At 59.1% G+C, this 23,710-nt stretch carries 20 protein-coding genes and 1 pseudogene; 5 read left to right on the top strand and 16 right to left on the bottom strand.

Annotated features, from left to right (window positions below):
* Window positions 1-470 precede the first annotated feature (470 nt).
* The 3 genes from MTX21_RS33290 to MTX21_RS33280 are packed head-to-tail and all read right to left on the bottom strand — an operon-like array spanning window position 471 to window position 4,342.
* Window positions 471-2,243 (bottom strand): FAD-dependent oxidoreductase, encoded by a 1,773-nt coding sequence (locus MTX21_RS33290; protein ID WP_280968776.1) that lies wholly within the window; start codon window positions 2,241-2,243, stop codon window positions 471-473.
* Window positions 2,236-3,099: a phosphoenolpyruvate hydrolase family protein gene (locus MTX21_RS33285; protein ID WP_280970876.1), complete on the bottom strand. Its 864-nt coding sequence runs from the start codon at window positions 3,097-3,099 to the stop codon at window positions 2,236-2,238. Before MTX21_RS33285 ends, MTX21_RS33290 begins: the two co-directional genes overlap by 8 nt.
* Complete coding sequence (locus tag MTX21_RS33280) at window positions 3,092-4,342, bottom strand: Tm-1-like ATP-binding domain-containing protein (RefSeq protein WP_280968774.1); 1,251 nt, start codon at window positions 4,340-4,342, stop codon at window positions 3,092-3,094. Before MTX21_RS33280 ends, MTX21_RS33285 begins: the two co-directional genes overlap by 8 nt.
* Before the next feature lie 107 nt (window positions 4,343-4,449).
* On the opposite strand from MTX21_RS33280, the pseudogene MTX21_RS33275 reads away from it, so the two are divergent.
* A pseudogene (locus MTX21_RS33275) lies at window positions 4,450-5,394 on the top strand (IS5 family transposase); the annotation flags it as partial.
* Between the two features lie 233 nt (window positions 5,395-5,627).
* On the opposite strand, the gene MTX21_RS33270 reads toward MTX21_RS33275, so the two are convergent.
* On the bottom strand, window positions 5,628-6,971 hold the full coding sequence (locus tag MTX21_RS33270; RefSeq protein WP_280968773.1) for a HipA domain-containing protein: 1,344 nt from the start codon (window positions 6,969-6,971) through the stop codon (window positions 5,628-5,630).
* Window positions 6,961-7,302, bottom strand: a complete 342-nt coding sequence (locus MTX21_RS33265; RefSeq protein WP_091963993.1) for a helix-turn-helix domain-containing protein — start codon at window positions 7,300-7,302, stop codon at window positions 6,961-6,963. The genes MTX21_RS33270 and MTX21_RS33265 overlap by 11 nt, the downstream gene beginning before the upstream one ends.
* A gap of 465 nt (window positions 7,303-7,767) precedes the next feature.
* Here MTX21_RS33265 and MTX21_RS33260 point away from each other — a divergent pair, with 465 nt between their 5' ends.
* Window positions 7,768-9,081 (top strand): DUF2130 domain-containing protein, encoded by a 1,314-nt coding sequence (locus tag MTX21_RS33260; protein ID WP_280968772.1) that lies wholly within the window; start codon window positions 7,768-7,770, stop codon window positions 9,079-9,081.
* Between the two features lie 87 nt (window positions 9,082-9,168).
* On the opposite strand, the gene MTX21_RS33255 is transcribed toward MTX21_RS33260, so the two are convergent.
* The 3 genes from MTX21_RS33255 to MTX21_RS33245 form a co-directional block, all read right to left on the bottom strand.
* Window positions 9,169-9,636 (bottom strand): DEAD/DEAH box helicase, encoded by a 468-nt coding sequence (locus MTX21_RS33255; RefSeq protein ID WP_280968771.1) that lies wholly within the window; start codon window positions 9,634-9,636, stop codon window positions 9,169-9,171.
* A 148-nt stretch (window positions 9,637-9,784) separates the two neighbouring features.
* Window positions 9,785-10,048, bottom strand: a complete 264-nt coding sequence (locus MTX21_RS33250) for an AAA family ATPase (protein ID WP_280968770.1) — start codon at window positions 10,046-10,048, stop codon at window positions 9,785-9,787.
* Window positions 10,035-10,238, bottom strand: a complete 204-nt coding sequence (locus MTX21_RS33245; protein ID WP_194389660.1) for a hypothetical protein — start codon at window positions 10,236-10,238, stop codon at window positions 10,035-10,037. The genes MTX21_RS33250 and MTX21_RS33245 overlap by 14 nt, the downstream gene beginning before the upstream one ends.
* Window positions 10,239-11,270: 1,032 nt before the next feature.
* Here MTX21_RS33245 and MTX21_RS33240 point away from each other — a divergent pair.
* Window positions 11,271-11,822, top strand: coding sequence for a hypothetical protein (locus tag MTX21_RS33240; protein ID WP_280968769.1), 552 nt, complete (start codon window positions 11,271-11,273; stop codon window positions 11,820-11,822).
* A 4-nt stretch (window positions 11,823-11,826) separates the two neighbouring features.
* On the opposite strand, the gene MTX21_RS33235 is transcribed toward MTX21_RS33240, so the two are convergent.
* From MTX21_RS33235 to MTX21_RS33200, 8 genes are all read right to left on the bottom strand, one after another.
* Window positions 11,827-13,581, bottom strand: a complete 1,755-nt coding sequence (locus tag MTX21_RS33235) for a phosphoenolpyruvate hydrolase family protein (RefSeq protein WP_280968767.1) — start codon at window positions 13,579-13,581, stop codon at window positions 11,827-11,829.
* 57 nt (window positions 13,582-13,638) lie between these two features.
* The gene (gene ugpC / locus MTX21_RS33230) at window positions 13,639-14,751 is read right to left on the bottom strand and encodes a sn-glycerol-3-phosphate ABC transporter ATP-binding protein UgpC (protein ID WP_280968766.1); all 1,113 of its coding nucleotides are present in this window, start codon (window positions 14,749-14,751) and stop codon (window positions 13,639-13,641) included.
* Window positions 14,751-15,578, bottom strand: coding sequence for an HAD-IIA family hydrolase (locus MTX21_RS33225; protein WP_280968765.1), 828 nt, complete (start codon window positions 15,576-15,578; stop codon window positions 14,751-14,753). Before MTX21_RS33225 ends, ugpC begins: the two co-directional genes overlap by 1 nt.
* Complete coding sequence (locus tag MTX21_RS33220; protein WP_280968764.1) at window positions 15,571-16,341, bottom strand: SDR family oxidoreductase; 771 nt, start codon at window positions 16,339-16,341, stop codon at window positions 15,571-15,573. The genes MTX21_RS33225 and MTX21_RS33220 overlap by 8 nt, the downstream gene beginning before the upstream one ends.
* The gene (locus MTX21_RS33215) at window positions 16,338-17,261 is read right to left on the bottom strand and encodes a ribokinase (RefSeq protein WP_280971417.1); all 924 of its coding nucleotides are present in this window, start codon (window positions 17,259-17,261) and stop codon (window positions 16,338-16,340) included. Before MTX21_RS33215 ends, MTX21_RS33220 begins: the two co-directional genes overlap by 4 nt.
* Before the next feature lie 14 nt (window positions 17,262-17,275).
* Entirely contained in the window at window positions 17,276-18,136 is an 861-nt protein-coding gene (locus MTX21_RS33210; RefSeq protein ID WP_280968762.1) for a carbohydrate ABC transporter permease, read from the bottom strand.
* Window positions 18,137-18,147: 11 nt separating this feature from the next.
* Complete coding sequence (locus MTX21_RS33205) at window positions 18,148-19,110, bottom strand: sugar ABC transporter permease (protein ID WP_280968761.1); 963 nt, start codon at window positions 19,108-19,110, stop codon at window positions 18,148-18,150.
* Between the two features lie 67 nt (window positions 19,111-19,177).
* A complete protein-coding gene (locus tag MTX21_RS33200) occupies window positions 19,178-20,563 on the bottom strand; it encodes a sugar ABC transporter substrate-binding protein (protein ID WP_280968760.1) in 1,386 nt (461 codons plus the stop codon).
* A gap of 978 nt (window positions 20,564-21,541) precedes the next feature.
* Here MTX21_RS33200 and MTX21_RS33195 point away from each other — a divergent pair.
* Window positions 21,542-21,775: a hypothetical protein gene (locus MTX21_RS33195; protein WP_280968759.1), complete on the top strand. Its 234-nt coding sequence runs from the start codon at window positions 21,542-21,544 to the stop codon at window positions 21,773-21,775.
* A gap of 696 nt (window positions 21,776-22,471) precedes the next feature.
* On the top strand, window positions 22,472-23,590 hold the full coding sequence (locus MTX21_RS33190; RefSeq protein ID WP_280968758.1) for a hypothetical protein: 1,119 nt from the start codon (window positions 22,472-22,474) through the stop codon (window positions 23,588-23,590).
* Window positions 23,591-23,710 lie beyond the last annotated feature (120 nt).

Genomic DNA, 23,710 nt, shown 5'->3' with positions numbered 1-23,710 from the left:
GGGAGATCTGAGTAATGTTGAGTAATGTTCGCTGGGCAACCGACATTGCGCCCGCGGCCGAACACCTGCCTTGCCAATCAGCGGAAATGTAGATTCAATTCCCTTGCACACGTGTTTTACAAGGTTTGAAGCAACTCGTCGGACGCCGGAGGCGTGTCATTATACTCTTCTAGCCGCCTGATGACGGCGCATGACAACCCGCTTCGGTCGGCGAACTCCTTCACCGACCAGTTCAGCATCACCGGAGGCTCGCAACTGCCTCCCGGTGAGCTTTGATGCGGGCCGACGGTTGCGACGATCTTGGCGTTGCGTGAGCGGCGCATCGTGCCCCTCCAAATCATGAGATCATAGTTGCATGAAACCCGGCAGGGCTGTTCATAAGATGTTCAAAGCGGTGCTGGTTGGACCATCCACACCCTTGACTTTACCCCCGGTCCGTCGTCGCAGGGGAACAGGAGAGAACATTCGGCTTACGCTCCCGATGCCGCCGCGAGCTGCTCCTGTCGCGCCGACCGCACGATGCTGTCGACTGCGCGGTAGGCGAACACAATCGCCGGGCCGATCGTAATGCCTGCCCCTGGGTAGATTCCACGCATCGGCGAGGTCATGTCATTGCCGCAGGCATAAAGACCTGCGATCGGCGCGCCATTTCCATTCAGGACCTGTCCCTCTGCATCGGTTGAGAGGCCGGTGGCCGTTCCAAGGGTTGCCGGGACAATTGGGAGTGCGATGAATGGGCCGGTTTTGATAGCCCCAAGGTTCGGGTTTTTCTTTCCGACCGCCGGATCTCCCAGCGTACGGTTGAAAGCCGATTCACCGCGGTTGAAGAGCGGATCGCGTCCTTCAGCTGCGTGGGCATTGTGTTCTTCAACGGTTTTTTCGAGCTCGTTGGGGTCGAGGCCCAATTCCGCCGCAAGCTCCGCAATAGTCCGGCCAATCTCGACGTAGCCCAACCGAGCATACTTCTTGATGCTCAATGTCCATGGCCAGGGGAGCAGGTATCCCATGCCCCTGAGGCGGACGAATTCCTTGTCGCAGATGAAATAGAACCGCTTGTCCGCCGGATAACCGTTGTTGAACATGGCAAGGCAGATATCATGATACGAATTGGATTCATTGGCGAAGCGCTTGGCATTTGGCCCCACCGCGATGACGCCTGGACGGCCACGATCAAGCCAGCCGTACGGGACCACTTGCAAGGAGCGGCCGTTCCTGAGGATCGAGACGGGCGTCCAGAAGCCGCTCGATGCCACGTCATTATCGATCGCAGCTCCGAGCTTGCCTGCGAGCGCAATGCCATCGCCAGTGACATCGCTGTGGGCGAGCGTATCATTGTGCTGGTGGGCTCCGCTGAGCTGGGCTCGCAATTTTCCGTTGCGCGCAAAGCCGCCGGTTGCCAGGATCACTCCGTGCGAGGCGCGGACCGGGAGATCGGCGCCATCCCGCTTGACGATTGCGCCAGTAACTCTCCCGCCTTCCCTCGTGAGTTCGATCGCCGGGCAACGTGGCCAGATTTCAACGCCATATCTACGAAGGCTTACCAATAACCGCGCGATCAGCGCATTGCCGCCACTGAGTTCAGTGCCCCTCCTGTAGCGCAGCCGGTCGCCTGCGTAGCGGCTCACCCGGCCGAGGACGTGTTTGAACGAGGCAACCGACTGGAAGGGGTTGAGGAAGCTTCTGACCTCGCCGGACGAAATCATCATACCGCCGAGCACGACGCGAATCGGATCACCTATCAGGTCGAAATCCTTGCCAAGAAGCCGTCCGTCGTAAGGTACTGGGCTCAGCGCCCGGCCCTTGTCGACCCCGCCGATTTGGCTCGAATGATAATCCGGAGCGGAGGCCAGTGTGAACTTGACTTCACTCCCATTCTCCAAGCTGGCGAGCGCCGTTGGGCCGTCTTCAAGATAGGCGTTCACGAACTCCGGGCGATAGTAGTTGCCAAGTTCGTGTTGCAGATAGGTCTTCGCTTTCGTAATCGAATCATCGATTTTCGCGGCTCGGGCCTGCATTGAGCATGGAACCCAGATCATGCCGTTCGAGAGCGCGGTCGTGCCGCCAAGCCGGTTAGACTTCTCGCAAACCGTGACGCGAAGTCCGGCCTTTGCCGCATAGAGCGCTGCGGACAGTCCGGCGGCGCCGCTGCCGATCACGAGCACGTCCGTCTGCGAATCGTGCGTTGGCTTGCTCGCTTTGGAGAAGGAAGCTGCATTGTTCAATTCGGTGATCGGGCTATTCATTCGTGCCTCGGTGCGGAGTCTGCAGTGAATGCTGACGCTCTCGCGGGAGCGGAACGGCTTTGAATTCTTCGGCTGCAGCCTTCACCGCCCGCTCGATCGGGATCCGTTCGATGGAGGAGGCGCCAACGAAGCCGACACATCCGGTCGATCGGTAGACTTCCGAGGTATCCTGGGGCTCAGCGATTGCGCCGCCGTGGCAGAGAAGGGTGACGTCCGGGCGGACGGCCTGAGCTGCAGCATTGATGTCGTTGATGCGCCTGATGGCCTCTTCAATCGACTGTCCCTCCTCATGCCCCACAAGCCCGCCGCGGGTTGCGCCGACATGTGGGACGATGCAGTCGGCTCCCGCCGTTACCATCGCTTTGGCGTCGTGCGGGCTTGCGACATAGGCGAGCGAGAAGATGTTCTTCTTGCGGGCCGCCGCGATCATCTCAACTTCACGCTCAAAGCCGAGCCCGACGCGGTCTCGACGCTCACGCCATTTCTCACCCATTGTTGAAATGGTCGGGTAGTTGATCACGCCGGAGAAGCCGGCAGCCCAGAACTTGTCCAGAAGGTCATCCAGGTCGAGCCGGAGGGGATCCCAGGCCTCGACACCGCCTATAACAGGAACGGAGGAGACGACATTGCGGATCTCCGCCGCTAGCTCAAGCGTCCGCGCATTGGAATCGCCGATCCGGCTCGTCGGCAGCCCCATCAGCCGCGATAACCCAGTACTGTAGACCACGAGCATATCAGCCCCGCCGAGAGCTGCGCATTTTGCGACGAGCCCGCAACTGCTCGCCGCGGCAAGCACTGCCTTTCCCGCCGCAACTTGAACCGTGATCTTTGCGAGTATTTCGGCCCGATCAAACATCCGCACGCGAGGACCCTCCTGGTGTCAATCGTTCGACGATCCACGATGCGGCCGCGTCTGCAAATTCCGGATCGTTGATGTGACAATCCAGCTCGCGGGCGATAATCGAGGGCGGTAGGTTTTGCCTGACAGCGTCGAACCAGGCTCTATCGGCTTCAGGGTTTCGAAAGATTCCACCGTCTCGGTCATAGTCAGACACCCCCTTGGCCGGCCACAACACGAGGGCAGGCGCCTTTGCTTGCGAAAGGCGCTCCGCTGTGAGCCTGCCTATGCGCTCGTTCTCCGAGACGGTCGTGCGCATGAGCGTCGTGAAGGGAGTATGCGAATAGAATTGGCGCCCCTTGAACTCGGCAGGCACGCTCGAGGGAGGGCCAAAATTCACCATGTCGACAGCTCCCGGCGCGATAAGCTGAGGTATCAACCGGTGAGAAGCTGCTTTGAGCCGATCGGGACCTGCACTGGCGGTGCCGCCGACGAGCTCGTCAGCGAGCTCGGTTGTGGTCAAATCGATCACCGCATCGAACTCACCGGCGGACACGAGCTGCTCCATCTTGCGGCCCCCGGCGCCATTGGCCGGAAAGACAATCGCGTCGACGCCTGCCTCTGCCAGCCGCGCTACACAGCGATTTGCCGCCGGGGTCGTCACGCCAAAGGCCGTGATCGCTACAGTCTTTGTCTTCCGCCGCTCTCGAGCAGGCACATAGCGCATCGCCGCAATGGCCCGCCCTGCGTTGTCGAGAACGCGCTCGGTGAACGCGTTGATTCCGAAGAGATCGACCAGGGTCGGATAGAGGATGATGTCATTGTGGAGGGCGAGTTCGGCCAGGAGGGCTGGCCTCGCGCTGCTCACCAGCAGCTTTGGGAATCCATATGGCAAATCCGATACAACTTCACCGAAGACTGCGCTGCCTTTGCCGCCCGCCACTCCGACGACTGCGTCGATCGCACCTGATCGCAGGAGCTCCTTGACTTCTTCACGCGCGCTTGCAGCTATTTCCCGTAAGAGCTCGGCGGGTGCAGCCACCCGTGCATCGCTGCTATCCGCCTCGCTTCTGCACCTTCTGTTTGATGTGCCTACATCGATCGTAAGAGTCTTGCGGCCCCACTGTTCGATGACGCGCGCGAGATAAGTGCTTTCGCGGCCCTTTGTGTCCAAGGTTGCGATAATCGCGACCTTGCCCGCAAGATCGGAGGCGTGACCATCCCGGACCGACCTCTGGTCGCCCGCGCAATGGTGAGACACGATCTTCCTCCTGGACGTTTCTGGACATTTGGAGGTCTAGATCGAAGTAAAATGGCTCATAAGGCCGGATACGAGCGCGACTGGGTAAAATTGGGTAGGTGCCAACCGGCGCGTTGCGGACGCGCGATCTCAAGCGGGTGACGGTGGACACTACCGTGCAGCCCAAGGCCATCACCTTCCCGACCGATGCCAAGCTGGTCCATGCGGCGATCAGGGGGTTCAACCGGCTGGCCCGCGCGCATGGCCTTGAGCTGCGGCAATCCTATCGGCGCATCGCCAAGCAGGCGGCGATGATGGCGGGTCGTTATGCCCATGCCAAACAGTTCAAGCGCCATCGTCGGCAATTGCGCCTGCTGCGGTCGCGGCTCGGCCGCCTGATCCGAGACATCCGCCGCAAGATCGCCGGCCAGCCAGAACTCGAAGCTGCGTTCGAGCAACCGCTTTCGCGCGCAGGCCAGATCCGCTCCCAGGAGCAGCGGCAGCGCGGATACAAGCTTTACTCCTTCCACGCACCCGAGGTCGAATGCATCGGTAAGGGCAAGGCCTCAGCGCCTTATGAGTTCGGCGTCAAGGCTTCGATCGTCATCAGCAATGCCCGCGCCCCGGGCGGCCAGTTCGTGCTGCACGCCAAGGCGCTGCCGGGTAACCCCTATGACGGGCACACGCTCGGCGAGGTCATCAACAGCACCGAGACGCTCACTGGCTGCGGAATCGAGCGCGCCTATGTCGACAAGGGCTATCGCGGTCACGAAACGGAAAACCCGCGCCGCGTCTTCATCTCCTGCCAGAAGCGTGGCGTCTTCGGGGTGATCAAACGCGAACTCAGGCGCCGCTCCGCCATCGAGCCCGTGATCTGTCATATGAAGACCGACGGACACCTCGGCCGCTGCCATCTCAAGGGCCGCGACGGCGATGCGGCCAATGTCGTCCTGACCGCCGTCGGCCACAATCTTCGCCTCGTCCTCGCCTGGCTGAAGCTTCTGCTGCACCTAATCTTGAACGCTTTGATGCAGCTGCTCCCTCTTACACCTGCGCTCAAACCAGATTCTTAACGGACGACTATGAGGCGTTTCGAACAGCCAGAAGCAAGCTACCGATCCTGGCGCAGTTAGTCCGACGCGTCGAAAAAGCTGGCCGCTATTCAGATATTATCGGGCATCTGCGGCGTTCCTCCGGCCACGCTCAGGACTAGCGACCTAGATGTCTTGTCCACCGTCGGTTGGCGCCTTGTGGCGGCCGCCTGTGAGCGCGCGATCATCGCGCTTCGGCAGATTTCCCGTTCGTTTTAACGCGGACGGGTCGTTGGCAGCTCTTCGGCGTCGTCGGTTGCGATCGTCGGATCCGCCAAATCGTAACCGAAGCCTTCGTAAACGAACGCGCTACGGATCAATTCGCAGTCACGCTCGCTGACGCCAACCTGTCGGCAGACCCTATACCAGGACTCCCCAATGGTCGCTTTCATGCCGTCTACGATTGCCGTTGCCTCTTCTTTTGATAAGAGGAAACGTTCGCTCTGCGAGAGCAAATTGAGCCGGTTGGCGTAACGCCCCCAGTTGCCAAACGCCATCGCCAGGTCCCGGCGCTCCAAGGCAATCATCGGGTTCGGGGTGAGGTCGTATGCCGGTGATAGAGACCACGCTTGGTCCTTTGCCAAGATGGCGTGGTTACGTGGATGATCGTCGGTATTGGAGATGAGAGCGTTAAAGCACACCCGCCGAAACAGCTCTGGCAGATCTTTCGACTGAGTTCCGGATGCGGCTCGCCGAATTTCGTCAGCCAGCAGGAGATATGACCATCTTCGACGCTTATCGACAGTATCAGGCGTGTCATCGGCATCGAGCAGCGTCAAGGCGCTCACCATCCTGCTGCGGTGGTAACCCTTCTCCGCCTTATTCCGATCGAACCGTTTAATCAGGACGACATCTTTATCGCCGATCGTGGTCATCTGGCTCTCTGCGCACGAGATCCCGCACCCGCGAGCAAGGGTCAGCATGGCGTGCTCGACCCGAGGGTTATTCCATCGATCGTCGCGGTGGGGGAATTTCGCGAGCCAAAGCGCATCCTCGTCCTCGACAGTAGCCTTCGGCCGCGCGCCCCCCATCGAAGTGCCCGCGCGCATCAACGCCTCTGCCTGTTCAGCGTCAGCACCTGCTGGTGCTGCTGCTGCTGGATCCTTCTCGGCGGCAACGATCTGGTCGGCTACTTCGATTAAACGCGCCAAGTCCAGCGTCTTGTTGAACGTACGAACAGGTGCCGGCGGTTGCACGTTGAGACCAAAACCCAAAGCGCCGGCGCGATCGTCGGGTGAATTGAGCAGATATTGAATTTCGCTCGGCGACGGATTGCCCAGACGAGTTTCGATCAGCTTGCGTCCCCAGGCGTCCGGAGAGCTGTCGCGCAACGCGCCAAAATTGCCCCGCAGCTTCGTTGTCCGGAATGGCGGAACTTGAATCTTGAGCTCGACCGGATCGAACTCGACGCGATCCTTTCGCTCGAGGTAGCTGCGGCCATAGACGAATTGTCCAACGGCGGCACCTTGGCGTGTCGTGTCGAGCTGATACCGCCCGGCCGTAACCGGTTCTGTCTGGCCTGGCAGCGTGATATAGACGAAACATTCCTCAGAAGGCATTGCTTGGTCCCCCCCCCTGTCGCGCACGCTCGCGCTCATCGAGGCCGCTTAGAGCGAGCCCCTCCTCATCGTTCTTCGGGTTGGCAACGTCGGCAAGAGACGGGAGAAGATTCATTGCCCACAGCATGCCGAGATACACGCCGGCACTGGTGCTCAATTTCCCGTTCTCAGCATCGGCGATGACGTGCCGATCTACGCCCAGCTTAGTTGCCAGCTCTGTATGGCTCAGGTTGCGGCGCAGGCGCGCGGTCCGGAGATTGTTGCCCAAGCGCTTGATCGCTTCCTGAACGGCAGAGGGTGGTGCGCTGATAAACTGACTGCGAGGAGGCATGGCGTCTTAAGGCTCCCTTAAAAGGCTTATTGGCGCCTTATGGCACCGAGAAATATAACACTCCTCTCGGCTATGTCAACTACTTGGCGCCTTAAGCTACCGCAAAGTCGCATATTGGCGCCTTAACACGCCAAGACTTCCCTAAAAAGGCTGAGAATTACCCGTGTGCACCTTGCGCCTCAACATGGGCCCGCTCATCCGATCCCGACATGCATCAGATGGGAAACCAATTGACGGCGGCCTCGCGAGTACATAACAGGAACATCGAAGACTGCCCTTTCAACCTCGCTCAATGCGGCAAAGCCAGTTCTTTGCCAAAGAGCGGGCGATTTCTGCCCGGCTCAAAAGTGCAGATTGCGTGGAAAAGGGCGGCGACCGGCAAACAGCATGTAGACATCGCCGCCGCAGACGGCCCAATCGCACTTGGATGATTTTCAATCGGGACCGGTCGGAATGGGGAAGTTCATGAACTTTAAAGCAATCGCAGCCGGCGCTTCAACTGAACCGACCTTGCAATGCCCCAACTGCAATCACGAGATCCACCTGACGGAATCATTGGCTGCTCCGCTGCTCGCGGAAACGCGTCAGCGCTTTCAGGAACAGCTGGCGAGCAAGGACGCCGAGTTGGCTCGAAAAGTCGAGGCGCTGCGGCTGGAACGCGAGCAACTTACGAGGGAACGCGAGCAACTTGAAGACCGGGTCGCACAACGATTGGCGATAGAGAGGGCGCAACTTGCCTCTAGCGAGGGAAGGAAGGCGCGCGAGGCGGCTGCCGCTGAGCTACAAGCGAAGGAAGCGGAGGCTGCAGAGCTAAGGGCCAGCTTGGCCAACAACAACCTCAAGCTGGCCGAGGCCCAGAAGCAACAAGCCGAGTTGATGCGACAACAACGAGCGCTCGAAGAGGAAAAGCGGGAGCTCGACTTAACCATAGAAAAACGCGTGCACGCATCCATCGGGGAAATCCAGACTAAGGCAAGGCAGGATGCCGACGAAGCCGCGCGCTTGCGCGTTGCGGAAAAGGACCAAACAATCGAATCCATGGCCCGCACGATCGAAGAGTTGAAGCGCAAGGCCGAGCAAGGTTCGCAACAGTCGCAAGGTGAGGTTCTCGAACTTGAGCTGGAGGAGTTGCTCCGGGGAAGGTTTCCCACAGATCTGATTGAGCCTGTCGGCAAGGGTGAGCTCGGTGCCGACGTGATGCAGCAGGTGAACGGCTCGATCAGTCAACCCGCCGGCATCATCCTATGGGAGTCGAAGCGGACTAAGGCATGGAGCGACGGCTGGCTTGCAAAACTTCGCGATGATCAACGCCGCTGTGGCGCGGACGTGGCGCTTATCGTCTCACTGGCTCTACCAAAGCATGTAGAGCATTTCGATCTCATCGACGGCATCTGGGTTGCTCATCCGCGATGTGCGCTCCCGGTTGCAGTGGCTCTCCGCCAGGGACTTATCGACGTCAACAGTTCGCGCATGGTTCAACAGGGACAGCAGACCAAGATGGAGCAGGTCTACCAATACCTGACCGGCACAAAATTCCGCCAACGGGTGGATGCCGTGGTCGAGAAGTTTAACGAAATGCGCGAGGATTTGGATAAGGAGCGCAAATTTTTGGGAAGGCAGTGGGCCAAGCGCGAAACGCAAATATTGGCCGTGATCGAATCGACCGTCGGCATGGTTGGTGACCTGCAAGCGATTGCCGGCAAGGCGATGCCGGAGATTCCCAGTCTAGAGGTCCCAATGTTGGAAGCCGCAGGCGAACGTGACTGGAAAGTAGGATAAGCGCATATCGATTCCCGCCATTCGCCTTAGTCGAACGGAGAGTTGGGCGTGCCCCAAAACAACCGCATGAACAGGTACCACATTGCTTTAACACCCGAAGAACAAGAGCTTCTGAGTAAGATTGATCTTCGGGATCGCATCAATATCCGCGACATTCTGCCGAACCCACAGGCTTTTCGCCAATTCGCCCGGCACCTGATCTTTGAATTTCCCCGCGGCGATGTTTTGGACTGCCCCGGCTACGCGGGCAGCGTCCGAAGCGACGTCCGCTAAACTCGCGAGCGTGGATCGCGCCGTCTCAACGGTTGTTTCGGAAAGGGTCAGGCCCAAGTCATGCACATGGCCCGGAAGGCCCACCATGGCGGCTGCAGCTCCAAATACAGCCGTGACTTGCGATCCGCGCCACAGGAAGACGTGGACGTCCTTCTCCTCCTGAAGCACGTTCGTCTTCTCAAGCTCGAGGCTCCGAAAAGCCTCCCGTCCCTCTGCCAGTAGAACCCGCGCCCGTTCGTCAAGATAAGCCGGTTCGTCCGATGCGAGATAGACAGCCCTCATTTCCGCAGCCAAGCGATCGTGCAGTCGTTCTCCATCCGCTCGCTCAAACCGTGGCACGACGCCCCCGGGGTGAGGCGCGACGAAAAGCGTGTTGGTCTTTTCGTCCAGATCTTGAACGATCCATCGCTGCCCGGCAAAAACGACTAGGCTAGACCTTGAGGCGAACCAGCGCGTTCTCGGGCTTCTTGCTCGAATCTACGTGCGGGGCGTGCGCCTTGACGCTCAGTTCAGCCGTACCCGTGCCACCGAGCCGGGTGATGTTTCCGGTGAGGGCGAACTCGATGGCATCCACGATGCCGCTCTTGCCGGTACCGTTCGGTCCCGCGACGCCGAGGCTCCTGCGCCCGAGCGAACGCTTCAGATGACGGATGCCGCGGAATTCGACGATCTCGATTTCCTCAATCTGGATCATCGTTCTGCTCCGCAGGGGTGAAGATCGCCTCCCGCAGGCTGTCTGCGTCAAGCTTGTGTTCCGTGAGCGCCTGTCGCAACGCGGTGAGCGATGCCGACGGCAAAGTCTTATGGTCCTCAAGCCTTTTCATGAAAGCGTCGATCACGGACGAGACCGTCGACGAAAAGGGCGGGTCACTCTGAGCAGCCATCTATGTCCTTCCCGTCCGCCGTACCGTCGCGGCCGCTGCCGCTGCCGCTGCCGCGCGTCGCTCGCTGATTCGTGCTATCTAAGGGTGCGCCACGGAAAATCGAGCGCGGAGCTTGTAGCAGATTAGTATATGTGCCGTATAAATGATTGCGCTTGCGCAAGCTAGATGCGATGCGACGAATCCTATGGCGATGGTTTTTTGTCGGGTGCGCAAGGATTCGATTGCACGGCGAAGGTCGGTTAACCCATTGAACTAACACACATGGTAGGCTCATTGGGGGATATTAGCGTCCGAGGTCCTTAGCCAGCCAAGAGCGTGCCGGGGCCTGCCGCATCATCGAAAGGATCCCTCGCGATGGAGCGACCTGACGGGGCCCTCTGCGTTTCGATGAAGGCGCCCGATGAGGTACAGCAGTTCCGAAACGAGGTGATTGAGCGCCACCGTGTGGATTGGAAGCCGCTTCCCATGAACCGACCGGGGCAAGCGTAACTGGCGGATCTTTGATGGATTAAGCCGCCCGCATGATCGCAAGGACGTCCAATTCCGCGACACCAGTTCCCGAGCGCGCGGCGAGGCGCGCTCCGAGTCAAAAAGATGCCGCTGCCGGAGTTTCCAGCAGCGGCGCCAGTCAGGGAGGAAGCAGACGAGTCGGTCTGCTAGCGGATCCGTAGGGCGCAGATAGCTCGCCCGAATTTTTTTACCCGAGACGCTTTACGGGCCCTCTTTCTGAGCGAGCGGAGCTCGCTCAGTACCCTGCAGCAAATCGCATCCGACACTCAGGACGGCGAGAGCCCAGTTAAGCAGCCAGGAGGAAACGGCGCCGACGACCATCCCTGCCTAGCCGAACCTGGCTCCTGCGCCAAAGAAGGACAGGACGTTGCTCCGGTAACGATCGACGTCGTGGTCTAGACCTGGATGAAGCGGCGTGTAAGATCGGCGGAAGCATCAATTGGGTAGGGTTGGGTAGAAACCGTGAGAGCCAATGTCTTAGGTCGCCTTGCCGCAAGCCTCTCCTCGTCTCGCGGTGATCAGATGACGATCTATGCGCCGTCACTGCGGACCCTTCCACAGAACGCCATGCTGGTCATGGCCACGCTTCCCGTCATCGACTGGAACGACTGTCTCCTGCGGGACTTGCAAGCGGGCCCCAAAGTGCCCCCTTCCTGCTATGCGGCGATCGTCATGATCGACCCGTTTGCATGCTGGGAAGATCTTGGTGATTTGTTGGAAGATGCAAGGATGACCGGAGTGACGAACTTTCCGCCTGCCTCCATGATTGAACGGACACCGGCAGGAGTGCCGCTCGATCGCGGTCAGGAGCTCGAGCTTCGCCGTATGGAGTGGTTTGCAAGCCGAGGGTTCAAAGTCCTGTTTGTCGCGGCGGACGAGGCAAAGATGACAGCAGCGGAGCAACGGCTAGGTTCGCAGCTGGATGGGTCCGTCTATCTGCGACCCGAGGCGCTTGCGCTGCCGATTGGATCGGACATCGGGCTCGTAAGCCTTGGCTCTCATGGATCGTCGTCGGTACCGAAGTTCTCCCTGGAGCATGCCGCCACGGCCAAGCAGCCCCTCCGACGGGCATGAGGCCTTATTCGAGGATCCGCAGTTTCTTGATTTTGTTGTAGAGGGTTTTGCGCGAAAGCCCGAGAGAGCGAGCAGTCTTGCCGCGGTGAAGCCGGTTTCTCTTTAGGCCCTCGATAATCCAGTCTCGCTCCGACAGCGAGGCCGCGGGCCGTGCGCCTGAAGGTGGCTGCAACAACGGCTTTAGCACCTCACCGGTGATGTGACTTGATGGCAGGGTCACGAGCTGGTTCACGACCTGCCGCAACTCGCGCAAATTGCCTGGCCAATCGTGCCCGGCGAGCGCAAGGAATGCAGAGTTTTCTATCGTGAGCGTCTGGGCGCTGGAATCTCCTTTGGCTTCGACGGTAAAGTGTTGAACGAGTTGCGGCAGATCTTCAAGCCTGTCGGGTAGCGAAGGTAGCTGGACATCCAGCCCGGTAAAAAGGTCGAGAAGCCGCGGGCACAGAACCGTTTCAAGGCCGGCGCCTCGGGCCACCGTCGCGGTCGCAATGATCCGGGCGTGGGAACGCATGACAGTTACCCCGTTCAGAGGGGTAAACCCGCCTGTCTCCAGGTAATCGGCGAGGCGCTCCTGGCCTTCGCGCGAAAGCTGATCAACATGCAGCAGCAAGACAGCGCCGTCGCTCGACGCCTCCAGGAGCGACAATTGGCGTCTGCCACTCTCAAGGCGCTCGGCGCCGAAAAAAGGGCCGAGTGTATCCATCGCCGGACCGGGTCGGCAATGAAACAGCGTCGCCTTGGCGTGCCTGCGGTCGCTGAACGCGTGAACCAGGCTTGCTATTCTACGCTTGCCGGAGCCGGCCTCTCCCCAGATGAGGACTGGGCTTGGGGTTGCCGCAACGCGTTTGGTCATCTCGAGGACGCGCTTCATTGCCGAGGATTGCGCGATCACGCCGTGCCTGAAGCCACTCAACTGCAGCTTCCTTTCGAGCAGATCCACCTTCTCGCGCAACAGGTGGATGGTCTTGAAGCCCGACGTCACCTCGAGGACCGACATCTCCAGAGGCACGCGGTCCAGCGAAGAGCCTCCGATGAACCCCTGGATTCCGGTTTCGCGGCAGATGTCCAGGAGCTCGTCCGGCTTTGTGATCGGGCCGCCCCCAAGCAAGCAGATGGTGCTCTTGTTGACGGTTTGAGCAACGCGCGCAACGGCATTCGTACGCGCTGCAAGTTCAGACAGGCTGATCGACGGATCGGACCCGCTTTCAACCGCGCGGTTTAGATTGAAGTTGATGCAAATGGCCTCGGCGCCGGCTTCGACCATTCGACGCGCTTCAGATTGACTGCGAGTATAGGCAATCGTCATCAGGCCGCGTTTTGCAGCCTTAACAAGGAGCTCGATCTCCCGGGAATAGCCAAGGCCAGACTTCTCGAGCAACGACCTGCGGTCATCATCGATGTGTATGACCGACGGGAAGTTGGTCACGCCAGCAAATCCCCATTTGATGATCCGGTCGAGCCATCGATCCAGATCAAGCTCGGGGTCAAATGTACAGGTGCCGAAGAAGACCGGCAGTTTCGTATTTGGCAGGATCTCGGTCCGTCCGAACCCCGCTACGAACTCGTTACTATTGCGGATTGGAAGAATGGAGGCGGGCGAGGCCCCGCCCATGGCACGAAAACGGCCAGCATTGAGTGCGAGCACGAAATCGGCGCCCGCCCGCTCCGCGGCCCTGGCCGTCATGCCCGATCCGATCCCCGCACCAAGGACAAACGAACGGGAATTCCGGAAGAACTGCCTGATGCCGGCTCCCTTCACCTCAGTGGTCCGCGTGTCGATCCAGAGCCGGCGTCATCGCACGGCTCGACGTCAAGACTAGCTCCAAGTCGCAGGCGCTTGCAACCGCCGAAGCGCCTTTCCATTGCTCATGAACAAGTGGCAATCGGCTGGAGCGGCGGTCAGGGTGAGCTTTCCGGCGCCTTTGCGCGAGCCGGATTTTGGCGCCCTGGCGACGACCGTTTCGTCTCCAGCAAAACCGTAGATGTACGTGACGCTACCGAGATGCTCAACGAAATCCACCTCGAGTCCAATGGAGATCTCCTGCTGGTTGGGTGCCGGCGAGGAGAAGTCATCCGGGCGGATTCCGACAGTGACCGGCTTGCCAACTAGCATTTGGTCCGGCTGGACCGGAACGGAGATTGTAGAACCGGCCTCCAGTCGGACGTCCAGGCCATGCTCGTGAGCTGCCTCGACCTTGCCGCCCAGGAAGTTCATCTTCGGCGAGCCGATGAATCCTGCCACAAAACGCGAGGCCGGATTGTGATATAGATCGTGGGGGCTGCCGACCTGTTCGATTTTGCCGTCCTTGAGGACGACGATCTTATCGGCCATGGTCATCGCCTCGACCTGGTCATGCGTCACATAGATCATGGTATTTCCGAGCTGCTTGTGGAGCTTGGCGATCTGAACCCGCATTTGCACGCGCAACTCGGTGTCGAGGTTGGACAGGGGTTCATCGAACAGGAACACTTTTGGTTCTCGCGTGATGGCGCGCCCGATTGCGACGCGCTGGCGTTGCCCGCCTGAAAGTTGTCGAGGCTTGCGATCCAATAGATGGTCGATCTGCAATAGCGACGCTGTTTTGGCTATCTTGGCGGCGATCTCGGCTTTCGAGGCTTTGGCCATGCGCAGGGGAAAGGCCAGGTTCTCTCTCACCGTCATATGCGGATAGAGAGCGTAACTCTGAAAGACCATGCCGAGGTTGCGATCGGCCGCATCGATGTCGTTGACGAGCTCATTGTCGATGAGGAGCCGCCCACCGCTGATGGGCTCGAGCCCGCCAATCATGCGCAGAAGCGTGGATTTGCCTGACCCGGACGGACCAACGAAGACGACAAATTCGCCGTGATCGATGGTCAGGTCGAGATTTCGCAAGATCTCGATAGTCCCATAGGCCTTCTTCAGGCCCTCCAGGCGAACATTGGCCATTATGCCCTCCTCTGTCGCACCTCGGCCGCGCGAGCAGCACTTACCTCGATTTCGCGCAAGCTCGATACGATGAAGTCGGGGGCCATCAAGGACGGATCCTGACGCGTCGGGACGCCGGTTGTAACAAGCACCGTGGCAAGACCCGCCCTCTTTCCGGCTTGAATATCCGTAGAAACTTGGTCTCCGATCATAATGGTCGAACCGCGGTTCGTACCAAGGCGTGAGAGCGCCGTCTCGATCATCGGCACTTGCGGCTTTCCGACGATCGAAGGCTGCACTTGCGTAGCGGCAGCCACAGCTGCAATCGTCGCACCAGCCCCAGGCTCGAAGCCGCTGGCCGTCGGCAGCAGAAGATCGGGATTGGTTCCGATGAAGACAGCGCCATTGAGGATCGCCTCAACGGCAATTCGCATCTTCTCGTGCGTGATATCCCGGTCAAGCCCCATCACAACGGCTTCGGGCGTTCGGTCAGTGACCTCCAGCCCAACATCGCGCATGGCTGTGACAAGCGAGGGAGCGCCGATGACATAGATTCGCGTCAACTGCGGATAATTCGCTCGAATGAGTTCTGCGGCGGTGATAGCACTTGTAACGACCTCTGACGGTGCGATCGGAAGACCAAATCCTCTCAGCTTGCGGACGACGTCCTCAGGGGTATGCGTGGAATTGTTCGTCACAAAACAGAACGGCACGCCGGCTTCCCGCCATCGCGTAAATGCTTCTATCGCATCCGCGATTGCGGTGCTGCCACGATAGACGACGCCATCCAGGTCCGAGATGATCCCTTCTATTGGCGGCCAGTTCACGTTTGAGCCGGTGCTAACCATTCATCAGCATCCCGCCATTCACATGGACGATCTGCCCGGTCATGTAGGAGGCCGCGGGGCTGGCCAGGAACACCGCGAGGCCTGCGATATCCTCCGGCAATCCGACCCGGCCCAGCGGAATTCGGCCACTGTGACGCGCTTCGGTCTCCTCCCGCGGACGCCCGTGCATGGGTGTATCAATGATCCCGGGTGCAATCGCGTTGACGTTGATCTTGAGCGGAGCACATTCATAAGCGAGCAGCTTCGTCACGTCGTGCACGATGGCCTTTGACAAGCAATAATCAGCGCCGCCAGCCTGGTAGTTGAAAACCGCGCCTTGAGATGACAACGAGGACCCGACATTGACGATGCGGCCGCCCTTGCTCTTCATGAAGCGCTCGATCGTTTGCTTGGCACAGCGAAGCACCGCGACGGAGTTGATCTGTATGGTTTTTTCGATTCTATCGGCATTGCCGGTTAGAAGCGCCTGAGCCGATTTTATTCCGGCGTTGTTGATCAGGACATCGAGCCTGCCGAAGCGCTTGGCGATCTCATCAAGCACCCTGCCGACATCATCTTCTTGTGAGACGTCCATGCTCATAGGCAGGATGCCATTGCCGTGCGGCAAGCGCGTCAGAATGTCCCGGAGGTTTTCCACATTTACGTCGGTTGCCAGGACGTTCGCACCGCCTTGACGGAAAGCATTGGCAATGGCTGAGCCAATGCCCCCACCCGCACCGGTCACGAGCACGGTCCTGTCTGCAACTGAGAACTGTTCGGTCATTCCAACTCCAAGATCGTTTGAGAATTTAAGAATTCCTCGACGGCTCCACTGCTGGGCATCGAGCTTTGGGCGCCGCGTCGCGTCACACATAAGGCGGCAACCGCGAGCGCCTTTTTGATCGCTTCTCGTATCGGCAACCGGTGGGCAAGAGACGCTGCGAAGGCTCCATTAAAAGCATCGCCCGCCGCGGTCGTATCAACGACCTTCACAGGAAATGCCCTGAGCGCAAAAGACGCGCTGGCATCGGCGTAGTAGGCCCCCTGCGCACCAAGCGTGATCAGGGCAGCTCTTGGCCCGAGATCGAGAAGCTTTCCGGCCGCATGAGCTGCGCTGTCGAAGTCGTGCACCTCGACACCGGTGAGCTCGAAAGCTTCCGTCTGGTTTGGAGTGACGAAATCGACACTCCTCCACGCCGCCGCGGACAGGCCTGCCCTCACGGGGGCCGGATTGAAAATGAGCTCGAATCCTTTGCCGCTCTTCATTGCAAAGAGATGATTGAGCGCGGGGACCGGCATGCCCATCTCGGCAACGACGATTGCGTCCCGCTCAATGAATTCGGCCGCCTTTTCGACCATGCTTGGTGTCACATTTGCATTGGCTCCCGGGTCTATGACAATGATATTGGAGCCGTCGTCGCCGACCAGGACGAGAGCAGAACCCGATATCTCCCCTGGGCACAGGGCAATGGCATCGAGACGGACACCTGCCTCACGCAGCGCTTGCAGCAAGGATCGACCGGCGTCGTCATCGCCAAGTCGGGTGTAGAAGCTCGGCCGAAGGCCCAATCGAGCGGCGGCGACCGCCTGATTGGCGCCCTTGCCTCCCGCATTCCGCTTCAAGCTTCCCATCAGGCTTTCACCCGGCGTTGGAAGCCGCTCGACGTTGAAGCAGAGGTCGAGATTGGTCGTTCCGAAGAACATCAATGGTCTGGGGCTCATTTCACGGCCCCGAAGGTAAGACCACGTTCGAGATGACGCTGGCCAAGGATGATCAGGATGACCGGCACAATCATGGTCACCACCAGACCCGCAGCCATGACCGGATAGAACTGAACGCCCGGATTGAGCAGCTTGAGCAAGGCGACCGTGACTGGTGCTTTCGTCGAACTGAGGATTAGGCCGAGCGCGAAGTTGTGCCACGCAAGCAGGAAGATAAGCAAAGAAGCGCCTATCAAGCCGGGCTTTAGAAGCGGAAGAACGATGTGCCAAACAACCCGGAATGGCTTTGCGCCATCCATAGCGGCCGCCTCCTCAATATCCTTTGGGATGTCCTCGATATATGAACGGCTCAGCCAAATGATCATTGGCAGCGTGACGACCTGATAGACCCAGATCATACCGAAATAGGTGTCATAAAGGCCGACTGTCTGGAACACGCTGAACAGCGGTATGACGACAAGGAGCGCCGGCGCGAAGCGGAAGCCCAGAATGAAGAATGCGATGTCCTCCTTCATAGGGATATCACGCCTCGCCAGGACGTAGCCTGCCGGTACCCCTGCGACGAGCGATACGAGCACCGCACCAAGCGAGATCACGACGCTATTGGTGACCGGGGTCAGGAAATCAACCTTGATGGTGCCGTAGCTTGTTGCCCCGGCGTGGGCGGCATCGAACAAAACGCGGAAGTTCTCAAATGTTGGAGTGAAGATAAAGCGAGGCGGCCAGGTCATGACCTCAGCTTGCTGCTTCAGCGACATCATCACGATCCAGACCAACGGAAATGTCAGGATCAGCGTACAAGCAACAATCAGCAGATTAAGGAACAAGCTTGCAGGCGTTGAGCGATTGAAACGCATGTCAGCCTCCTCTAGCTTACGCGGTGCCGGACCAACCGCCACAATCTCACCATGGCAAAGGCCCCAAGAAGCACGATCATCCAATTGACAACCATGAGCGCGGCACCACGCCCGAAGGCGAGATTTTGAAAGGCCGTGATGTAGGCGCGAACCGAGAGCACGGAAGTACTGTCGCCCGGGCCGCCCTGGGTCGTTCCGAAGATGATATCAAACTGGTTGAGCGATTCGATCAGCCGAAATACCGCGGCGATCAGAATGTACGGCGAGATGAGGGGAAGCTCGATATGGAGGAACGTTGCCCAACCACGCGCGCCATTGACCCGCGCGGCTTCTCTGACCTCATCGTTGATGCCCTGCAAGCCGGCGAAGATGATGAGCGCAAAAAATGGTGTGTAAGTCCATATGTCGATGAGAACCAGCGAGAACATCGCCGTACTGGCGTCCGAAATCCATGCGAACCGACCGATCCCAACGAGCGAAAGCAAATAGTTCAGGATCCCATTCTGCGGATCCATCATTGTGGTCCACATCAAGGCGACGCTCATTGGCGGCAGGACCAGGGGAAGGAGAATGACGGGCCGCATCAGCCGGGCAAGGAACACCCCACTTGCGAACAATTTGGCGAGCGCAAGCCCAAAGAACGCTTCGGCGAGCACGGCGGAGCAGGCATACGCCATAGTCGCCCGCACGCTATTCCAGAAATCTTGGGTCTTGATTGCCACTTCATAGTTGGTGAATCCAATGAAGCGAACCACGGGACGGCCAAACTTGAGATCGGTCAGTGATTGAAAGACCCCATAGAAAAACAGAAAAAGAAATCCAAGCAGAATGATGATTGCGGGGGCAATCGCGGCAAGGCTCCACCAATCAAGAGCATTCTGCTCGGCCTTTTGCACCTGCTCGCTTTTGGACGAGGCCAGCTGGTCTGCCGATGATTGTAGCGTCACGATTGCGTCGATGCCTTGAAGGTCCATCGCTCACTTCTCAAAAGATACTCGGGCGTGGTGGAGGCGGCAAACCCTTATGCCGCCCCCAACCGCCTTACATGGAGGAGCGGATCTCGGAGGCGAGGTCGGTCAAAGTCGCCTTCACGTCCGCGCCGTTGACCATTTTCTGCATGGCGACTGCCCAGGCGTTCATTGCCTCGGCAAATCCTGCGCGCGGCGTAAAGGCCAATGCAGCCCTGCCCTGCACGCTTTTGAAGGTATCCACGAAGTTCGTGAATTCCGGTTTCGCCGCATAGTCGAGCCACACCTTGTCGCTCCAGGTCGAGGCGCGCGGAGAATTGACGAGCTTCCCGGCGACGGCACCGTTGAGCTCGACCTGCTTTGACGTCGCCCACTGAATGAACAGCCAGGCTGCGCTCTTTTTCTGAGAAGCTGCATTCATGGCCAGGGACCAGATCCAGATGTTCGATTCAAAATTCTGACCGTTCGGAGCGCGCAGAGGAGGAGCGAATGCAATTTTGCCCGAAGCGGGCTTGCCCGCGACATCGTTCCAGAACCCGAACATGTTGGAATCGATCGCCATCGCCGTCCGACCCGAACTGATGCCATCGACCACCTGATACCAGTTGTCGTTGGCAAAGGATGGAGCAGCGCACTTCTTGATCATCTCCACATAGTCCTTGTGGAAGGCGACCGACTCGGGCGAATCGAGACCAGTCTCTAACTTGCCGTCCTTGACGACGAAGTCGTGCACACCGTAGGACTTGGCGATCGAGATTGCGGCCGTGTGGATGCTGCTCCAAAAGCGAACTCCCCGCACGCCCAGAGGTGTGATCGCCGGATCCGCAGATTTCAGCTTCTCGCAAGCCGCGGACATTTCCGGCGGGGTTGTCGGAACCTTGATACCGTGCTTGTCCAGAATGTCCTTCCGGTAGAACAATTGGATGTTTTCGAACCCGTGCGGGATAGCCCACACTTGACCCCGGCCTGCTTCGATTTGCCCGCCATTGACTTGCCAAGTCAGCGCGTCCCGCAATGCGGGGAAGAAGTCCTTGTAGTCATAGCTTGCCGAGGTGAGCTTGGGGTCGTTCAGATAGCCGTCGAGCGGCTCGAGCAGTTGACCGGGCGCGAGATCCCAAGCCGGCTGAATCCCCGTGCCGACGACGTCCCACGAGGGCGACTTTGTGCTCAGCTGGATGGTCAGCTTGTTCCAGTAGGCGTCGTCCGGATAAAGCTCGGGTGTCACCTTGATGCCTGTCAGCTTCTCGAACTCAGGCAGCTGTGCTGCAACGGCGTCAGCATACGGATGGATGTCGTAAGCCCATACGATCGAAGAGCCCTCGAACTGGCGCCAGTTGATATCCTCCGCTTTCGTCTGGACGGGAAATGCGGCCGCACTCGCCAAGAGAGTTGAGCATGTCAGAGCGGTTTTGACAAAATGAGCCGAATGGCCGCGCAAAGCGGCTAGCGTCCTTGGCATTAGTCCCTCCTCTGGGCTCATTGGCCCGCAATTCACGTGCCCCTCCTCTTCCAGGGCCGCGAGTGTTGGGAACGCTAACCGCCATTTTCCGCCCATATGCACCCATTCAGATCGAAGTTGGGTAACATTGGGTAAGTCAAGAAAGCAGCATCACAGGAGCGCCATAGTGGGAGATGATCAATGCAGGCGCATGTTCAGGCCCCGCGAAGCCAGCTCCGCAAAGAAGGGGCGACCTGGCCAACTGCTCGCGCTTTTGCATCAGTAGCTGGTTTAAATGCTCCATTGATCGCGCCGCGTCACAGACGCGGCGATCTTGTTCTTGAGTGGCTGCCTCAAGGCAGACGACAACTCGCTCCAGAATAACGACACATTGTCGCAATCTTTCGCAATCTCTCATCGCGCCGAGGATCTGGTCTCTCAACTGGCCATACGGCGCTGCGATTAGCGTTGGACCCGCAGCTCGGGGAAGTGCCTGATCTGCTTGCCAACAGGTCAAGACCGCTCGGGCCTAGACATCAAGAATTTCGAGGAGCTTGAGCAGGAGCCGTCTCCTCGTCTTCTGCCGGTTCGTCATCCACATCGCTCTTGATGTTCGAGAGTAGCCGCGCGCGAGCACAAGCTGATCTAGCAGAAATACGACGGATCATGCCCGTCAAACGCCGCGGAACGTCCTGGTTGCAATGTTAACATCCCTCGCGGATCGGCTGGAGGAACAAGCATGGTTAAAACATTTCGCAATACCGCCATGGGACTCACTTTTGTCGTCGTCGCCGGCAGTAACATAATTTGGAGTTTGCTGGATGACTACGTCGCCTGCGGCCTAGCGGTAGCCGCTTCAGTCACCGCCGGCTTTTGCGTCGAGCGCGCCTTCATCAAACGGTCCCATCGCGAAATGATCCGTCAACACGGCGCAGACTCGCGGGCTGGTCGCGAGCGCATAGCGTCTGGCGGACCAACTAGGACGGTAAAGGCAGAGAAATGACAATCAATCGGAATATCCTCGAGAGCGGCGCGAAGCGGGAGCCGCCCAAGCTGGAGGTGCTCGATTGCCAACCCCCGTCGCGACAGTTGCGAGCCCATGCATCGGCGATCGAGGCATTGCGCGCCTGGTACGCCATGCAGTCAACCGTCAATACCGTCGCGCTCTACGACGCCGCAGCAGCGCTGTTCGGCTCGGATTTCGACCGGGCCGAATACCACGAGATCGAGTGAACATATCTGATCTCGATGCGCTTGCAGTTGGGAAAGCGCGAGCCGAAGTCCAGATTATCTTAGGTCGACAGTACGGGTGAAAGCCTCTAATTCGGTTCCCTCCGTTAAGTCGCGAGGCGGCCACCATAAGTCTCTGCCTCACAATAGGCATGGGTCCCAAGAGACAGGCGATCAGTCTGCAATCATTTTATGGCGCCCTTTATGGGACACCGCTCGATCGAGACAACACTCTGTCCGCTCGACAATCGGCGTTTCGATAAATATTCACCAGGATCGCGCGGGCGCGTTCGTTCGGCCACGCAATCCGACATCTGCTGAATGCCGCCACCCAGTGCGGCATGTCGATGAGCGGTCCCAAGACCTTTATGCCTTTGATTGAAAGAGTCTTTTCGCGATCACATCCATCGCCGTGTTGTGGTCGTCCGATTTGAACAGATGGCAGTTGCGGTCCTTGACTGCTATGGCCGGCAAAGGTCTGAACTGCTTTTAGTTCAGGTCGGCCTCGATCCATCAGGACACCGCGAAATGCCGCAAGGGCGTGCCACTTGAAGCGCAATCCGGCATCTTGCGCGTTTTTCGAGCGAAGTGTGGCGATCGGGCAGGCTCATTTGGCTCACCGAATTCTCTGAGTGCGTCAGCTTGTCGACAGCTGATCCTAATAGAGCGAGAGCGACACACTCGAACCGAGGGGGGGACATGGACCCTTTTAACAGCATCAACCCATTCGACCCAGAGTTCGCTGCTTACAACGCCGCGGCGCCGCAAGCACAACAGCAGCAAGCGGAGTTTGAACCGTACTTGGAAGAAGTGCCGCAAGTTGGCACCTCTGCGGTCGCAGAGGATCCTGTTTCTGCTAATCCCTACTATCCTCATCTGTCTGAACAAGGCCTTAGACTCGCCGAGATCTTGGGACTTGAGCACCAGAGGGCCGACGGTTCTCACCCTGAACACGCAGTCACCGGACGCGAGGACGCCCCTGCCCTGATGGGTGAGGACTACACCGGCCAGTTGAGGCCTGCGAAGAGGCAGAGGACACTAAGCCAGACGCAAGCCGATGCCATTGGGCACCAGCCCAGCGAGCCTAGCAATTCAGCCGCTCGCGAGCTGATTGAAGAGGCTGGCACACCGTTTCGGGCCAGCGGTCCGTTGATCCTTCCTGCCGAAGACTACGCTCAGGATCTGCTGTGGGCGATGCTGGAAAACGCCGGCTCATCGTCGTCTCTCGAGACCACCGAGCGTCATGACCACGCCGTGGATTCAGGAGCGGCCGTTCGTTCCTTCAACTCGCGGCAGGACGACCAGCGCACGTCAGGCGCGCATGAGGGTAGCAGCGTCCCGCCGAGCCAGGACACCCCACCCGCTCCTTTCATAGTTCACAACGACCGCTTCACGGCGCTGTTCGTGCCCGCGGCGGCGATGAGGGGCAGCTCTCCACTCAATCTGTCAGGCGCAACCATTCATTTCGGATCTCGACCGGAAAGCGTTTCGCAGCCGAGCGCACAGCCGGCGAATCGGCCCTCGCCAGCACTGCTTGCACAGACGATGGAGCAAGCCGCTCCGGTGTCCGCCAGAGCTGAGACGACGCCGCCCGCGGCCCGCGAGATTTACGCCGCATCATTCGCCGTTCCTGAGGGCTTTTCGCACGGGACCCAACCCGCCCCAATCACGATGATCTCGAAGCTCGGCCGCTGGGGCCTCTTGCCGGACGCGGCGCAGCCGGAAAAGAACTACGACATTCGCGGCGAGCGCTACACCGCCCTCTTGGGGCCGGGAGGGCCCAACGACGTTCGGCTCATCCATCATCCACGAATGTAGATGCCGAGAAACACTCCCGACGCTAAAGGATCACAGCTTGGCCGAGAAGCTGTCCAAGGAACGGGCCGAACAAGTAAGGCAGGCACTGGTGGATGGCTCGATTAACTGTTGGCTATGATC

The organism is Bradyrhizobium sp. ISRA430 (genome assembly GCF_029909975.1).
Classification (GTDB): Bacteria; Pseudomonadota; Alphaproteobacteria; order Rhizobiales; family Xanthobacteraceae; genus Bradyrhizobium.
This window is presented reverse-complemented; position numbering and strand designations above follow the sequence as displayed.

What these genes read in the sequence shown, in the direction of transcription:
- MTX21_RS33210 (WP_280968762.1), bottom strand. Translation starts at nt 18,136, where the DNA reads ATGCGTTTCAATCGCTCAACGCCTGCAAGCTTGTTCCTTAATCTGCTG.
- MTX21_RS33260 (WP_280968772.1), top strand. Translation starts at nt 7,768, where the DNA reads ATGAACTTTAAAGCAATCGCAGCCGGCGCTTCAACTGAACCGACCTTG.
- MTX21_RS33225 (WP_280968765.1), bottom strand. Translation starts at nt 15,578, where the DNA reads ATGGTTAGCACCGGCTCAAACGTGAACTGGCCGCCAATAGAAGGGATC.
- MTX21_RS33250 (WP_280968770.1), bottom strand. Translation starts at nt 10,048, where the DNA reads ATGATCCAGATTGAGGAAATCGAGATCGTCGAATTCCGCGGCATCCGT.
- MTX21_RS33195 (WP_280968759.1), top strand. Translation starts at nt 21,542, where the DNA reads ATGACAATCAATCGGAATATCCTCGAGAGCGGCGCGAAGCGGGAGCCG.
- MTX21_RS33245 (WP_194389660.1), bottom strand. Translation starts at nt 10,238, where the DNA reads ATGGCTGCTCAGAGTGACCCGCCCTTTTCGTCGACGGTCTCGTCCGTG.
- MTX21_RS33255 (WP_280968771.1), bottom strand. Translation starts at nt 9,636, where the DNA reads ATGAGGGCTGTCTATCTCGCATCGGACGAACCGGCTTATCTTGACGAA.
- MTX21_RS33215 (WP_280971417.1), bottom strand. Translation starts at nt 17,261, where the DNA reads ATGTTCTTCGGAACGACCAATCTCGACCTCTGCTTCAACGTCGAGCGG.
- MTX21_RS33285 (WP_280970876.1), bottom strand. Translation starts at nt 3,099, where the DNA reads ATGTTTGATCGGGCCGAAATACTCGCAAAGATCACGGTTCAAGTTGCG.
- MTX21_RS33200 (WP_280968760.1), bottom strand. Translation starts at nt 20,563, where the DNA reads ATGCCAAGGACGCTAGCCGCTTTGCGCGGCCATTCGGCTCATTTTGTC.
- ugpC (WP_280968766.1), bottom strand. Translation starts at nt 14,751, where the DNA reads ATGGCCAATGTTCGCCTGGAGGGCCTGAAGAAGGCCTATGGGACTATC.
- MTX21_RS33190 (WP_280968758.1), top strand. Translation starts at nt 22,472, where the DNA reads ATGGACCCTTTTAACAGCATCAACCCATTCGACCCAGAGTTCGCTGCT.
- MTX21_RS33220 (WP_280968764.1), bottom strand. Translation starts at nt 16,341, where the DNA reads ATGACCGAACAGTTCTCAGTTGCAGACAGGACCGTGCTCGTGACCGGT.
- MTX21_RS33205 (WP_280968761.1), bottom strand. Translation starts at nt 19,110, where the DNA reads ATGGACCTTCAAGGCATCGACGCAATCGTGACGCTACAATCATCGGCA.
- MTX21_RS33240 (WP_280968769.1), top strand. Translation starts at nt 11,271, where the DNA reads ATGACGATCTATGCGCCGTCACTGCGGACCCTTCCACAGAACGCCATG.
- MTX21_RS33270 (WP_280968773.1), bottom strand. Translation starts at nt 6,971, where the DNA reads ATGCCTTCTGAGGAATGTTTCGTCTATATCACGCTGCCAGGCCAGACA.
- MTX21_RS33290 (WP_280968776.1), bottom strand. Translation starts at nt 2,243, where the DNA reads ATGAATAGCCCGATCACCGAATTGAACAATGCAGCTTCCTTCTCCAAA.
- MTX21_RS33265 (WP_091963993.1), bottom strand. Translation starts at nt 7,302, where the DNA reads ATGCCTCCTCGCAGTCAGTTTATCAGCGCACCACCCTCTGCCGTTCAG.